Source organism: Photorhabdus temperata (assembly GCF_025384845.1).
Classification (GTDB): domain Bacteria; phylum Pseudomonadota; class Gammaproteobacteria; order Enterobacterales; family Enterobacteriaceae; genus Photorhabdus; species Photorhabdus temperata.
The window spans coordinates 87498-102810 of sequence record NZ_JAJAFX010000006.1; the positions used below are offsets into that span (position 1 = coordinate 87498).

At 41.1% G+C, this 15313-nt stretch carries 12 protein-coding genes and 1 pseudogene; 11 read left to right on the forward strand and 2 right to left on the reverse strand.

The genetic code is table 11. The features are described 5' to 3' along the window. Positions 1-244: 244 nt before the first annotated feature. The 6 genes and pseudogenes from LGZ99_RS03705 to LGZ99_RS03730 form a co-directional block, all read left to right on the forward strand. A complete protein-coding gene (locus LGZ99_RS03705; protein ID WP_021325752.1) occupies positions 245-406 on the forward strand; it encodes a YohO family small membrane protein in 162 nt (53 codons plus the stop codon). 45 nt (positions 407-451) lie between these two features. Then, positions 452-1288: a 3-mercaptopyruvate sulfurtransferase gene (sseA, locus tag LGZ99_RS03710; RefSeq protein WP_023045482.1), complete on the forward strand. Its 837-nt coding sequence runs from the start codon at positions 452-454 to the stop codon at positions 1286-1288. Positions 1289-1620: 332 nt separating this feature from the next. Then, complete coding sequence (locus LGZ99_RS03715) at positions 1621-2730, forward strand: lipase family protein (RefSeq protein WP_021325750.1); 1110 nt, start codon at positions 1621-1623, stop codon at positions 2728-2730. 571 nt (positions 2731-3301) lie between these two features. After that, positions 3302-4420, forward strand: coding sequence for a lipase family protein (locus tag LGZ99_RS03720; protein ID WP_021325749.1), 1119 nt, complete (start codon positions 3302-3304; stop codon positions 4418-4420). A gap of 544 nt (positions 4421-4964) precedes the next feature. Continuing rightward, complete coding sequence (locus LGZ99_RS03725; RefSeq protein WP_036837506.1) at positions 4965-6074, forward strand: lipase family protein; 1110 nt, start codon at positions 4965-4967, stop codon at positions 6072-6074. A 238-nt stretch (positions 6075-6312) separates the two neighbouring features. Next, a pseudogene (locus LGZ99_RS03730) lies at positions 6313-6735 on the forward strand (GNAT family N-acetyltransferase); the annotation flags it as partial. A 254-nt stretch (positions 6736-6989) separates the two neighbouring features. On the opposite strand, the gene dusC reads toward LGZ99_RS03730, so the two are convergent. Then, positions 6990-7922 carry a tRNA dihydrouridine(16) synthase DusC gene (dusC, locus tag LGZ99_RS03735; protein ID WP_021325714.1) on the reverse strand — a complete coding sequence of 311 codons (933 nt, stop codon included), beginning with the start codon at positions 7920-7922 and terminating at the stop codon, positions 6990-6992. Between the two features lie 3 nt (positions 7923-7925). Further along, a complete protein-coding gene (gene rhlE, locus LGZ99_RS03740; RefSeq protein WP_021325713.1) occupies positions 7926-9215 on the reverse strand; it encodes an ATP-dependent RNA helicase RhlE in 1290 nt (429 codons plus the stop codon). Positions 9216-9519: 304 nt separating this feature from the next. Between rhlE and cecR the strand changes: the two genes are divergently transcribed. The 5 genes from cecR to LGZ99_RS03765 are packed head-to-tail and all read left to right on the forward strand — an operon-like array spanning position 9520 to position 15237. Further along, a complete protein-coding gene (gene cecR / locus LGZ99_RS03745; protein ID WP_023045422.1) occupies positions 9520-10206 on the forward strand; it encodes a transcriptional regulator in 687 nt (228 codons plus the stop codon). A 16-nt stretch (positions 10207-10222) separates the two neighbouring features. Continuing rightward, positions 10223-11215 (forward strand): secretion protein HlyD, encoded by a 993-nt coding sequence (hlyD, locus tag LGZ99_RS03750; RefSeq protein WP_036838127.1) that lies wholly within the window; start codon positions 10223-10225, stop codon positions 11213-11215. Positions 11216-11224: 9 nt separating this feature from the next. Continuing rightward, positions 11225-12961, forward strand: a complete 1737-nt coding sequence (locus LGZ99_RS03755; RefSeq protein ID WP_262978853.1) for an ATP-binding cassette domain-containing protein — start codon at positions 11225-11227, stop codon at positions 12959-12961. Next, positions 12958-14118 (forward strand): ABC transporter permease, encoded by a 1161-nt coding sequence (locus LGZ99_RS03760; RefSeq protein WP_023045419.1) that lies wholly within the window; start codon positions 12958-12960, stop codon positions 14116-14118. The genes LGZ99_RS03755 and LGZ99_RS03760 overlap by 4 nt, the downstream gene beginning before the upstream one ends. Before the next feature lie 12 nt (positions 14119-14130). Next, on the forward strand, positions 14131-15237 hold the full coding sequence (locus LGZ99_RS03765) for an ABC transporter permease (protein WP_021325708.1): 1107 nt from the start codon (positions 14131-14133) through the stop codon (positions 15235-15237). Positions 15238-15313: the final 76 nt, after the last annotated feature.

Genomic DNA, 15313 nt, shown 5'->3' on the forward strand with positions numbered 1-15313 from the left:
CAAGAACGAAATCAGCAGTATATCGAGAAACAAAACCAGATTGATAATTTAATCCCAATTTCTGTAAATTATGATGCCAATAAAAACTTAGCGAAAAACTTTATCAGCAATAACAGTAAGCTAATTTCATTTACTTAATCAGTTCAAAGAATTATTCATTATCCGTAAAGTAAATTGGTTATTACCTTGTCAGCTATTCAGAACCCGATATACTGCCTGTTTTCTATGGCAGTTGAGAACAAAAATGAAAAAACTATTTATCACTTTCATCGCACTCTTTGCATTCGGTTCAATCGGTGGCGTATTCCTGGCGGGTCTTAATATATATACCCGCTCAACCACACCGATAGAATCACCAGCCAGTCAACAGCAAGAGACAACCATAGCGCCGATACAGCAGCAATAACGGGGCGCGACACTATCTATACTTTTGTATTAAGTGAGGGATCCCATGAATAATGCATACTTTGTCAGTCCACAATGGCTAAAAGATCATCTTGATGATGAAAACCTCGTCATCCTTGATGCGACTGCACCGCCACCACCTCCGCAAATTGATTGTCATCAGCTTTGGCTGAATACACATATTCCCGGCGCCCAATTTTTTGATTTGGATAAAATTGCCAATCATCAAAGTGGGCTACCCCATATGCTGCCAGATCCGCAAACTTTCAGTCAGGCTGTTGGTGAAATGGGGATCAGCGAGAATCATTTGGTCGTGATTTATGACCAGGGAAATATGTTCTCCGCTCCCCGCGCATGGTGGACATTCAAGGTATTCGGCAGCCGTAATATCCGTATTCTTGCTGGCGGTTTACAAGGCTGGCAACAGGCCGGATTTCCAACAGAATCAGGTGAAGTAAAACGTCATTCTCAGGTTTTTAACACCAATTTCAATGCCGGCAAAGTGAAATCACTGAAACAAATTCTGGATTCGTTAAATGATCCACAAGCTGAGATTGTTGATGCCAGAGCAATGGACCGTTTTCAGGCTAGAGCACCAGAACCACGCCCTGGGTTAAGAATGGGCCATATTCCCGGCAGTAAAAACGTTCCATGGACTATGTTAGTAGAGAATGGTCACTTTAAATCAGAAACTGAAATTGCAGATATCTTCCTTAAACAAGGTATTGATTTAAACAAACCGGTTATTGCCAGTTGTGGCTCTGGTATGACAGCCGCTGTTTTAATATTGGGTTTAGATATCATCGGCAAGAAAAATACTTATTTATATGATGGCTCATGGGCTGAATGGGGCGCAGATGATACCCTGCCACTTGAGAAGTAATTAAATACCCAAGGGCATATTTACCCTATGCCCTTTAATAAACAAATTAATATATTTTTTGGAAATTGCACAAATCTAAAAGATAATTTCTATATCGTTATATTTCACGATTCTGCTTATCCCATTTGCTTTCAACTTATTAATCAACACTCTTTTTTATCAGACAAAGTGATATAAAATAATATAACGCATATATTTGACAAATTTAAATATTATTATTAATTTAAAATTCAACTCTGAATTTATCTAAACAGAAAATTAAAAGGGTTGAGTATTGATACTTTAATCAGAGCATCATATCAGAATCTATATAATAAAAATGGAGAGTAAAAATGACTATTTCTCTTAGAGATCAAAAGATAAATCTCGCACTCAGCTTTATCAGTGGTGCAGGCAGTATAATAACAGAAAAATCCGAACCGGCTATCGTTTCGGAAAATATTAAAGAATCATTGGAAAAAAGTAAAGTTACCGCCAACAGATTCTCTATCATCTGGGGACCGGCTGTTTTCCGGGTTAATAATGGGGAAAACTCTAAAGATAACAAAGATGATCACGTTTTATTTATTGTGCGAAATCGCAGATTCCCATATGACTATCGAATTGTTATCCGGGGATCATGGTCTGATGTTAACTGGCAGGTTGAAAACTTTGCAGTGCATGAAACGGTAAATTGGTCACTCTGGGATCCGAATATCCCTGAAGAATTCAAAGACGCTAAGATTTCTTATGGAACACATTTAGCATTAGATTATATTGTTAACCAAGCGAAAAGTAACAATACGCCAGGCTATGGAGAATCACTCATTGATGCAATTGATAAAATTGCCCTGGAAAAAGGAATACATAATATTACCATCACCGGGCACAGTTTGGGAGGTGCATTGGCTTCTACTCTTGGAATATATTTAAAACAATTATATATTAATAAGGGAAAAAGGAATATTCGTATTAATGTTTGTGCCTTTGCCAGCCCAATTATTAGTAATGGTACTTTTGCATCTTATATTGAATCTGTTTTTAACCGCATATCAACAACGAATTATAAGAGTCACTTTTTAAGGATCTATAACCGTAAGGATATTATTTCCTTAATTTGGCACCTGGATGGATTAGAAAAGATCCCAACTATCTATGAACCATTAATTAAAATAGATGAAAAATTAATTAATAAGTTTAACAAGATTGTCCTGATTGTGAAAGATAAAGGTTACACAAAACTCACACCAGATTTACCTTTTACAGCACCAATTTTAGAATCATCACCAGATTTAAATAATCAGGTCATCTTTCAACATATTAAAGCATATGCATATAAATACGGCATGAATTTAATTGAAGTGAATGACGGCACTCAACCACCTATTGATGATATTGTCGTTATTAACAGTAATCTATCTCAAGATATTGTCGCCTATTTCTTGCTTATACCGCTTCCTTAACTTAAAATAACACTAATATTGTATAATTTGGTTATATTAGATCTGTATTTTACTTAACAACAATGGAGCCTTTATTAAAGGCTCCATTGATTTAAATAATCGTCACTTAACTATACCCAATAGATTTCAAGTTGCAGCGCGGCGGCAAGAGAACGCATCCCTAGGAGCATAGATAACTATGTGACTGGGGTAAGTGAACGCAGCCAACAAAGCAGCAACTTGAAAGATGAAGGGTATATATAAATAAAATTGTTCTTATTTATATATCATTAAAATATTATTAATTCATTATCATTTACTTCTTTAATAATCCATAATAATATTTACGTATAATTATTCAATATATAAATTTTATAGTTTGTTTTTAATTTCACAATAAATAATTCACACTTTGACCAAATAAAATAATATAAGAAAATTCCATGTACCTATTTGACAGATTTAAAAGTTATTATTAACTTTAAGTTAAATCCTGTTTTTTATCTGAATGGAAGACTAAAAGAATTAAATCTTAAATTTTAAACTGATAGCTCGAATTAACACTTATCATATGAAAAAATAGGGAGTGAAAATGTCTATTTCTCGTGAAGATCAGAAGTTAAATCTCGCACTGAGCTTTATTATTAATTCTGGAGGCATGAAAACACCAAAACCAGAGCCGGGCATCGTTTCGGCAAATATTCAAAAATCATTGGAAAGCAGTCAAGCAACAGCAAATAAATTTTCTATTGTTTGGGGACCAGCAGTGTTTCGTGTTGGTAGTGCTGATAAAGAAAAAAGTACTATAGATAAAAAGGATGATCACGTTTTATTCATTGTAAAAAGTCTCCATAATCCAAATGACTATCGCGTTGTCATTCGGGGGTCATGGTCTGATATTAACTGGATTAATGAAGACCTGATTGTCTGTAACACTAAAGACTGGTCAAAATGGGATCCAAAAGCGCCTGAAAATGCTAAGATTGCTTACGGAACAAATTTGGCATTAGGTTATATTATCAACCAAATAAAAAGCAACAATCCTCCGGGTTATGGAGAATCGCTAACTGACGCCATCGATAAAATTGCTCTGACAGAAGGGATACAAAATATTACCATCACAGGACACAGTTTAGGAGGCATACTGGCTTCTACCCTTGGTTTATATCTAAAGAGGCAGTATCTTGATAAAGGAAACGATAATATTCGCATTAATGTTTGTGCCTTTGCCGGCCCAACTGCCGGTAATGATATTTTCGCCTCCTATTCTGAATTTGTTTTTAATGAAGCATTATCCGCTGGTTATGAAAGTGATTTTATAAGGATTCATAATAGTATAGATGTCGTCCCTCTGGCCTGGCATATCAATGGGTTGGAGAAAGTTAAAGCTATCTATCCGATATTAACAGCAGCAGTTAATGCTCTTATCCTTCTTGTCCAGGATAAAAAATACACTCAAATTTTCCCAGATTTACCTTTTCATTCAGAAATTCCGACGATACCGATAAAGTCCCTCGAAGACTTATTCATTAACATAGGAAATCAACATATTCACGCATATCACAAAGAGTATGGGCTGAGTTTCATAGCCACTAATGACAGTTCGAACCCACCTACTGATTACGATATTGTTGTGATTAACGATACCCTATTGCAAAGTATTATCGATATTTTCTCGTTTTTAATCAAAGGTAAAATCAATATTACATAATTTTGTTCTATACCCAATAGATTTCAAGTTGCAGCACGGCGGCAAGTGAACGCATCCCCAGGAGCATAGATAACGATGTGACTGGGGTAAGTGAACGCAGCCAACAAAGCAGCAACTTGAAAGATGAAGGGTATATCATATCTATTTTTTAATTAGCAATAATGGGGCCTTTATTAAAGGTTCCATTAGTTTCAATAAACTATTCTTAAATTGAATAAGGAAATTATTTTCTCCACATATCACCAAAATAACGCCAATCCATTATCACTCAACTTTGTAAATACCCATATAAATTATTTTCCATCGGAAATATTAAAAAAGCATAGTATAACTTTTATCACTTATTTTAAAGTTCATTATAGATAATTTATTTTGTTAAATAAATTAACATTAAAAAATCATATACTCCCATCCGACAGATTTAAAGATTACTATTAACCTTAACTCTGTCTTTATTTAAATGAAATACCAGAAGCATTGGTTATTGATGTTTAAGTTAAAACATCAGATCAATATTTATCATCTTAAAAATTTGGAAGTAAAAATGACTATTTCTTTTGAAGATCAAAAAATAAACCTTGCGTTAGGCTTTATTGTTAGCTCAGGAAGTTTAATAACCGCCGAACCAGAACCCACTCTCGTTTCAGAAAATATTCAAAAATCATTAGCAAGTAGTAAAGCAACAGCAAATAGATTCTCTCTCGTTTGGGGACCTGCTGTTTTTCGTGTAGGCAGTGTTGACAAGAAAACAAGTGTTGTCGATAAGAAAGATGATCACGTTTTATTCATGGTGAAAGATCTCAAAACCCCAAATGACTATCGAATTGTTATTCGCGGATCATGGTCTGATGTCAACTGGTATGATGAAAATTTTAATGTGGGTAAAACTGAAAATTGGTCAATTTGGGACTCAAAAGCCCCTAAAAATGCAAAAATTTCAAAGGGAATACACATAACATTAGACTATATTATCAACCAAATAAAAAGTAATAACACGCCTGGTTATGGGGAATCACTCATCGATGCAATTGATAAAATTGCTCTGGAAAAAGGGATACAAAATATTACTCTTACAGGACACAGTTTAGGCGGTGTAATGGCTTCTACTCTTGGATTGTATTTAAAGAGGCGCTACCTTGATAAAGGAAACAATAATATTCGTATTAATGTTTGCTCCTTTGCTGCCCCAACTGCCGGTAACGATATTTTTGCATCCTATACCGAATCTGTTTTTAACGGAACATCTCTACCGAGCTATGAAAGTAAATTTCTCCGGATCCATAATCGTACAGATATTGTTACCCTAGCCTGGTATACAAAAGGATTAGAACAAATTAAAGCTCTCTACCCTGTATTATATCTGCCCGTTAGCGGTTTTCTCTTACTGGTGAAGGATAAAAATTACACCCAACTTTTTCCAGATCTGCCTTTCACTACACCTATGTTAGAACCTTCTCCAGGTTTTATTGAACAACTCGTATTTCAACATATCGAGGCATATGCAAAAGAGTATGGTATGAGTTTCATTAAAGTTAATGATAGCTCTAATCTGCCGACTAATTATGATATTGTTGTGATTAATGATGGCCTCTCCCGCAATATTAATCATTTTTTCTCATCTATGATTCAAGACGGAGCAGTCGATACCAGATAATCTTGTCTTCATTGAATCTTTTTTAATTTAATAAAAATGGAACCTTATTTAAAGGTTCCATTTATTACAATAAGAGCAATATTCAACAAAAACACAACCGTCAACCACGGCCAACTTATCGACCTACTTTATCACCGGTAGGTAATACATTTCTGCCAGAATCATTTATAGTCATTATTATTAAATTAAATAAACTTTCTCTTGACACGAATATAATGCAGCAAGCACCCCATGGCCCTATCCAGATGATGGCGCCCTGGAATTTATAAATCAGATCGCGCTGCCATCAATGACGGAAGGAAATGCATGGTTCTGGACTATAAGAAAGAAGGATGATCCATCAATAATAATAGGAATGATATCGCTAGATGATCAAGAAAATAATAATAGGGGTTTCTGGCTAGATCCACAATGGCATGGGAATGGATTTATGACCGAAGCAGTTCAAGTAGTCACTGATTTTTGGTTTAATACCCTGAATCGTAAAGTACTCAGAACACCTAAATCCAGTGACAATATTGCCTCAAAGAAAATATCAATTAAAAATGGTATGCGATTAATAAGACTAGAGAACAAAGACTATGTTAGTGGAAGAATGCTCTCAGAAATATGGGAAATAACTCGCGACGAGTGGAATAAAATTAATCATCAAAAAGACTAACCGACTTATATGATTATAGGCACGCTTTTGTCTGAGCATTATCCAAGTTCACTCTTTATGACAAAGAAGAGCAAAATAAAATATACCCAATAGATTTCAAGTTGCAGCGCGGCGGCAAGTGAACGCCTCCCCAGGAGCATAGATAACGATGTGACTGGGGTAAGTGAACGCAGCCAACAAAGCAGCAACTTGAAAGATGAAGGGTATAATAGCCCTAATGGGATAAATTCTATAGTTGCTCTTTTCATTGTCAGTCACACCAAAGAGATCGTATGCGCTATATCAGCAGACGTTTTTAATTTCCTTATCTCTTCAAAGAGTGTTGTCGCTTCTTGGTACTCTTTCCGCAAATAACCGAGCCACTGTTTAATGCGGGCAACATGATATTGTCCGGTATCACCTTGCTTTTCCAACCGGACATATTTTTGCAGTAATTGAACCACGTCCTGCCAGGGCATTTTTGACTCGTTATATTTCACAACCCGACTCAAATTGGGAACATTAAGCGCGCCCCGGCCAATCATGACAGCATCACAGCCTGTCACATTTATACAATCCTGCGCACTTTGCCAATCCCAAATCTCACCATTGGCAATCACCGGAATAGCAAGGCGTTGACGAATTTCACCAATCGCTTGCCAGTTAATGCGTTCCGCTTTATAACCATCCTCTTTGGTTCGCCCATGAATAGTTATTTCCGTAGCGCCCGCCTGTTGTACTGCATCAGCAATTTCGAATTGCCGATCACCACTATCCCAACCCAGGCGAACCTTAACCGTCACAGGTAAATGAGAAGGCACCGCTTCACGCATCGCTTTTGCCCCCTGATAAATCAGTTCAGGATCTTTCAGCAACGTTGCTCCGCCGCCACTGCCATTGACCGTTTTTGATGGACAACCGCAATTTAAATCAACCCCACAGGAGCCTAATTCAACCGCCCGCGCCGCGTTTTCCGCCAACCATTGCGGATACTGGCCCAGGAGCTGAACCCGCACCAAAGTGCCGGACGGTGTCCGGCTTTGATTACGTAATTCAGGACAAAGCTTATAAAACGATTTTACCGGCAACAGGCTATCGACAACCCGCAAGAACTCCGTAATGCACAGATCATACTCATTGACTTCACTCAGAAGTTCCCTGACCAAAGAATCCAGCACCCCTTCCATCGGAGCCAGCAAAACCCGCATTGACTAACCTCTGGCACCAGACGCTTTATTTGATGTATCCGCATGATTACGGCTACGCTGACGCGAAGGTGCTCCAGAACGGCGATGGCTATTTTTCTGCCGATTATCGCCACGCCCCTGGCGACCATTCTGAATAGGTTCAGCCTTGATGGTTGGGTCCGGCTCATACCCGGGGATCGCCATACGGGGAATCTCCCGTTTCAGCAGGCGTTCAATATCTTTCAGCAATTTGTGCTCATCAACACATACCAGAGAAAGCGCCTGCCCTGTCGCATCTGCCCGACCAGTACGACCAATACGGTGGACATAATCCTCAGAAACATTAGGCAATTCAAAATTCACGACATGAGGCAATTGATCAATGTCCAGACCACGGGCAGCAATATCTGTCGCTACCAGCACCCTGATGCTACCATCTTTAAAATCAGCCAGCGCACGGGTTCGGGCCCCCTGGCTTTTGTTGCCATGAATGGCTGAAGCGGTTACACCATCCTTATTTAACTGCTCTGCCAGACGATTTGCGCCATGTTTGGTACGGGTAAAGACCAAAACCTGTTGCCAGTTACGGCTGCCGATCAGGAAAGAAAGCAGCTCACCTTTACGCTTTTTATCGACAAAATGGACAAGTTGTTCAATCTGTTCAGAAGCGGAATTACGGCGTGCAACCTCGACGCTAACAGGATCATGCAATAATTTATTGGCTAAACTTTTGATATCGTCAGAGAAGGTGGCAGAAAACAGTAAATTTTGCCGTTTCGGTGGCAACTTATTCAGTACCCGACGGATATCATGGATAAAACCCATGTCCAGCATACGGTCGGCTTCATCCAATACCAGAATTTCCACCCGCGATAAATCAACCGCATTCTGGTGTTCAAGATCCAGTAAGCGGCCCGGTGTCGCGACCAAAATATCAACCCCACCACGCAATTTCATCATCTGAGGGTTAATACTGACACCACCAAAAACCACCAGAGAACGAAGTCTGAGGTGTTTGCTGTAGTCACGTACATTTTCACCAACCTGAGCAGCCAATTCACGGGTTGGCGTCAGGACTAACGCTCTGACCGGCCTGCGCCCTTTCATCTGAACAGGGGAGTCATTGAGCCGTTGCAGCATGGGTAAAGTAAAACCCGCAGTTTTACCTGTGCCAGTCTGAGCGCTCGCTAATAAATCTTTACCTGCTAATACAACAGGGATTGCCTGCTGTTGGATTGGCGTTGGCGCTGAATAACCTTGTTCTTCAATGGCACGCAAAATATCAGCACTTAAGCCAAGTGATTCAAAACTCATAAATAAGAAATGCTCCAGACTTCACCATTCCTGAACTACATTCAGGGGCAGTTTTATGGGAAGAAAATCAGACGCGGTAAATACCACAAAAGGAAAAAACACAAACTGCAATGCTCCATATCATAGCTATTATACCAGATATACTTTCTGATAATGCAACTAAAACTACAGGTATTTGCCCCGTAGTTTTCATGATCCATGACATTTTTATGCAATTTACATTGATTTACTATAAGTATAGAGTTTGCCATTTGATTGATATTTTGTTTAAGTCTTTTGATTATTTCCAATAGGATTCATGTCCATGTCAGTCAACAACGTCCAAACCCCCAGAGGCGAGCAAGCCAAACAACAGCTACTCGAAGCCGCTCTTGAAATTTTCGGTAAATCAGGATTAACCGGCGCGACAACCAGAGAAATCGCATTACGCGCTCAACAGAATATTGCTGCCATAGCTTACTATTTTGGCTCTAAAGAGGGGCTCTATCAGGCAGTTGCTCAGTATATTACTGACACAATCAAGACTGAGTTCACTCATCTTTTTAAAGAGATTGATGATTTTTTTTCATCATCAGCACCTTATTCACCAGACAATATATTGCGGATGATTCACGAAGGATTTCTTGGCGTTAACCGCCTGATGATTGAAAAAGAGAGCATTAATATCAGCCGGATCATGGCCAGAGAGCAACTCGCGCCCACTGATGCTTATACCCTCATCCATGAGCAAGCTCTGGTGCCTCTCCACAACAGATTAAATAAACTGATCGCCTGCTATATCGGTGCTAGTGAACATCAACTTTCCACCATGCTCCATACTCACGCTCTGATGGGTGAAATTCTCTCTTTCCGAATGGCGCGGGAAACCTTATTACGTCAGACAGGCTGGAATAATATCGGGCCAGAAGAATATAAATTAATTGATCAGATCCTCATCCAGCATATTGATTTATTACTGAATGGACTGAAAAAACATAACTCAAAGAAATAAAAGAACAAGGAATATCATGTACAACAAAAAACTCTCCCTCGCAATACTGGTCGTTGCTGTTATTCTTGGCGCAATTTTAGGACGTTACTATTATCAAGATAAAAATGATAAAACGCTGACACTCTACGGCAACGTAGATATACGCACTGTCAATCTTAGCTTCCGGGTTAGTGGTAAACTTGCCAACCTGCAAGTTGATGAAGGTGATGTTATCAATGCTAATCAGGTGATCGGTCAGCTGGACAATGCACCATTTATTAACGCGCTCAATAAAGCGCAAGCCACACGCGATAGTGCTAAAGCACGCCTGGCGATGATGGAAGAGGGTTATCGCACGGAAGAAGTTGCGCAAGTGCGTTCAGAAGTGACACAACGCGAGGCCGCTTGGCATTTTGCCGACAGTTTCTTCAAACGCCAACAAGGTTTATGGCAAAGTAAAATGATTTCAGCCAACGAGCTGGACAATGCCAAAACTAACCGCAATCAGGCGCTGGCTGCTTTACAAGCGGCAAAAGATAAACTGAATCAGTTCGAAACCGGCTACCGTAAAGAAGAAATTGCAGAAGCCAAAGGCCAGCTTGCTCAAGCCGAAGCGGCTGTTGCTCAGTCTGAATTGGACTTACAAGATACTCACCTGACTTCCCCCTCATCCGGCACTATCCTGACCCGCGCCATTGAACCGGGCACCATGCTAGCGGCGGGCAATACCGTGTTTACGCTTTCTCTGACCCATCCCGTTTGGGTAAGAGCCTATATCAGTGAAAGCCATCTTGGACAAGCAACACCAGGACGTGAAATTTTACTCTACACTGACAGCCGTAAAGATCAGCCCTATCACGGTAAAATTGGCTTTATTTCACCAACAGCCGAATTTACACCAAAGAATGTAGAGACACCTGATCTGCGCACTGATTTGGTCTATCGGTTACGTATTATCGTTACTGACCCGGATGATTCTCTGCGTCAAGGTATGCCGGTTACCCTGCATTTTTCTGATTCAGACGCATAAGGGGCTGTGATGAACAGCTCTGTATACACGATAAGGTTAGAAAAAGTAGAGAAAACTTTTCCTGGCCTGAATAATCCTGCGGTATCCAGCTTGACCGCAGAGATCTACGGCGGCTCTGTTACTGGGCTTGTGGGGCCGGATGGGGCAGGAAAAACCACGCTGATACGCATGTTGGCTGGCTTACTGAAACCAGATAGTGGTTCTATTGAAATAATGGGGCTTGATCCGATTAAACATGGTGTACAGGTACGCTTTGAACTGGGTTATATGCCTCAGAAATTTGGCCTGTATGAAGATCTGACGGTTTTAGAAAACCTGAATCTGTATGCGGATCTGCGCGGTGTACTGGGTGATGAACGTAAAAAAACCTATGAACAATTACTCACTTTTACTGACCTGACCCATTTTACCGGACGACTGGCGGGCAAACTTTCAGGCGGCATGAAGCAAAAACTGGGGCTGGCCTGTACTCTGCTCGGCAAGCCCAAAGTTCTGCTACTGGACGAACCCGGAGTAGGTGTTGACCCGATAGCCCGCCGCGAACTCTGGCGGATGGTTCACGAGCTGGCAGATGATGGCATGCTGATCCTCTGGAGTACTTCCTATCTGGATGAAGCTGAACGGTGCCGCGATGTTCTGTTACTCAACCAAGGAAAATCGCTCTATAGCGGGCAACCACAGAAACTGACCCAAACGATGTCCGGACGTTCTTTCCTGCTTGGCGCCAAACAGAATTCCCGCAGAAAAACGCTGCAACGTGCTCTTACTTTGCCACAGGTAACCGATGGCGTGATTCAGGGAAAATATGTCCGTCTTATTCTTAAACCTGATGCCTCACCGCAAGAACTGCTTAATCAGCTTGCACTACCTGATGCTGAAATCATTAAAGCGGCTCCGCGCTTTGAAGATGCTTTTATTGATTTACTCGGCGGTGATCCTGCCCGCCGTTCAGAACTGGCGGAAATCATGCCGCAGATTGAAGCTAATCCCACCGAAACGGTGATTGAAGCACAGGATTTAACCAAGAAATTTGGTGATTTTGCTGCCACTGATCATGTTGATTTTCAGGTGAAACGCGGAGAAATTTTTGGCCTGCTGGGTCCAAATGGTGCCGGTAAATCCACGACGTTCAAAATGATGTGCGGGCTCATAGTGCCGACTGGCGGTAAAGCGCTGGTATTGGGGATGGATTTGAAGACCAGTTCCGGGAAAGCCCGTCAGCATCTGGGTTATATGGCGCAAAAATTTTCACTGTACGGTAACTTGACGGTTGAACAGAACCTGAAATTCTTTTCAGGCATTTATGGCCTGCAAGGGCGCAAACAAAAAGAGAAAATTGACGGGATGGTCGAAGCCTTCAATCTCAAACCTGTTTTACATCAGACAACCGACGAATTGCCATTGGGATATAAACAACGGCTTGCCCTTTCCTGCTCACTGATGCATGAACCAGATATTCTGTTTTTGGACGAACCGACTTCGGGTGTCGATCCACAAATACGACGTGAATTTTGGTTACATATCAATGGCATGGTAGATAAAGGCGTCACTGTTATGGTGACCACTCACTTTATGGATGAAGCCGAATATTGTGACCGGATAGGGCTGGTATTTCGCGGTAAACTGATTGCCGCCGGCACACCGGACGATTTGAAACAGTTGGTCGCTACCGATGAAAACCCTGATCCATCAATGGAACAGGCATTTATTGATTTGGTCGTTAATTACGATGAGGAGCCGCAATGAGCAATCCAAAGCAACATGCTCCACAGAAGGCTGTCCGCTTCTCCTGGTGGCGATTGAAAGCACTTTGTATCAAAGAGACAAAACAGATCTTACGTGATCCCACCAGCGGGTTAATTTCTATTGTCATTCCACTGATTCTGCTGTTTATCTTCGGATACGGCATTAATCTCGACTCCAGCACCGTCCGTATTGGTATTCTGGTGGAACAACAAAGTGAAGATGCCCGCGAGTTAATACAGGCTTTTGCCGGTTCGCCCTATATTGAGCCTAAAATCAGCGATAACCGTCAGCAATTAATTAATATGATGCAATCAGGAGAAATACGTGGGCTGATTGTCATTCCTGTGAATTTCGATGCTCAACTTGCCCGTTCTGATGGTAAAGCACAAATTCAAGTCATTACTGACGGCAGTGAACCGAATACCGCAAGCTTTGTGCAAAATTACGCCAAAGGCGTATGGCAGATTTGGTTGCAACAAAGGGGGCAGGATCAGGGAAACCCGGCTAATCCATTGATTGATATGCAAGTCCGTTATTGGTTCAATCCAGCAACCATCAGCCAGCATTTTATCATTCCCGGCGCAATCACCATTATCATCACCGTCGTTGGCGCCATTCTGACATCATTGGTTGTTGCCCGTGAATGGGAGCGCGGTACGATGGAAGCCCTGCTTTCCACCCAAATTACCCGTATCGAATTACTGCTTTCTAAGCTTTTGCCTTATCAAGTGCTTGGATCGCTCGCCATGACGCTCTGTATGCTGGTCGCTGTATTTGTGCTGGATGTCCCCTATCGAGGCTCGCTATGGATATTGTCTGCGATCACCAGTCTCTACCTGGCCACTGCCCTTGGTATCGGGCTTTTAATCTCCACCATTACACGCAACCAATTTAATGCGGCAATGATAGCGTTGAATGTCGCCTTTCTGCCTGCAATTATGCTTTCCGGCTTTATTTTTGAAATAAACAGCATGCCTGCGTTTATTCAGGCCGTGACCTATTTCATCCCTGCCCGTTATTTTGTCAGTAGCCTGCACACGCTCTTTCTGGCTGGAAATATCAGTACGATATTGATGATAAACCTGTTACTGCTGATTGCTTCCGCAATTTTGTTTATTGGCCTGACTGCATGGAAAACCCCGCGGCGCCTGGATTAAGAAGGAATTACCATGTTTTATCGTCTTTACACACTGATTATTAAAGAATTGCAGTCTCTGCTCAGAGATCCGCAGACACGGGCCATATTGGTTATGCCGGTTATCTTTCAGATGATCCTATTTCCACTGTCGGCAACGCTTGACGTCACTAACGCTACCATTGCTATTTTTGATGAGGACAAAGGCAAAGCTTCTATCGAGCTGACCCAACGACTGGCAAAATCAAAAGCATTTCCTGACGTGATATTGTTGACCCATTCACAAGAGATACAGCCCATAATCGATCACCAAAAAGCCTTACTGCTGGTTCGTTTCCCACAAGATTTCAGTGCTAAAATTGCCAGCCATGATCCCGTTTCTCTTCAAGTACTGCTGGATGGTCGTAATTCTAACAGTGCTCAAATTGCTGCCGGCTATATCCAGGAAATTGTCCTGCACTATCAACAGGAGCTAATGGGTAATATGCCGAAAGCCAATAACAGTGAATTGGTGATCCGCAACTGGTACAACCCCAATCTGGATTATAAATGGTTTGTCGTACCTTCTCTGGTTGCACTGATTACCACAGTCGGGATATTAACGGTCACGGCATTGTCAATTGCCCGGGAAAGAGAGCAAGGAACGCTGGACCAGTTACTGGTTTCACCTATGACCACCTGGCAGATTTTCATTGGTAAAGCGGTTCCTGCTGTAGTCGTAGCGACTTTTCAGGCAACTTTAGTGCTGGCTATTGGTATCTTTTGCTATCAAATCCCATTTTCCGGCTCACTACCGCTGTTCTATTTATCCATGTTGATATACAGCTTATCGCTGGTGGGATTTGGCTTGTTAATCTCTTCTCTTTGTTACACTCAGCAACAGGCGTTTATTGGCGTATTTGTTTTTATCATGCCTGCCATCTTGATCTCCGGTTATATTTCTCCGGTTGAAAATATGCCTGGATGGTTACAAGATCTCACCTGGGTTAATCCTATCTGGCATTTTAATGACATAACCAAGCAGATTTATCTCAAAGATGCCAATTTCGCTGTTATCTGGAGAAGCCTGTGGCCCCTTCTGGCAATCACTGTCACAACCGGGAATCTTGCCTATTGGTTGTTCCGACGGAAAATTGCTTGATGTGATAATACACATGTACAAACTTACTATAAAGAGTAGTTATATAATCAACAATACAGCTTTTGGCTAAGGTAAG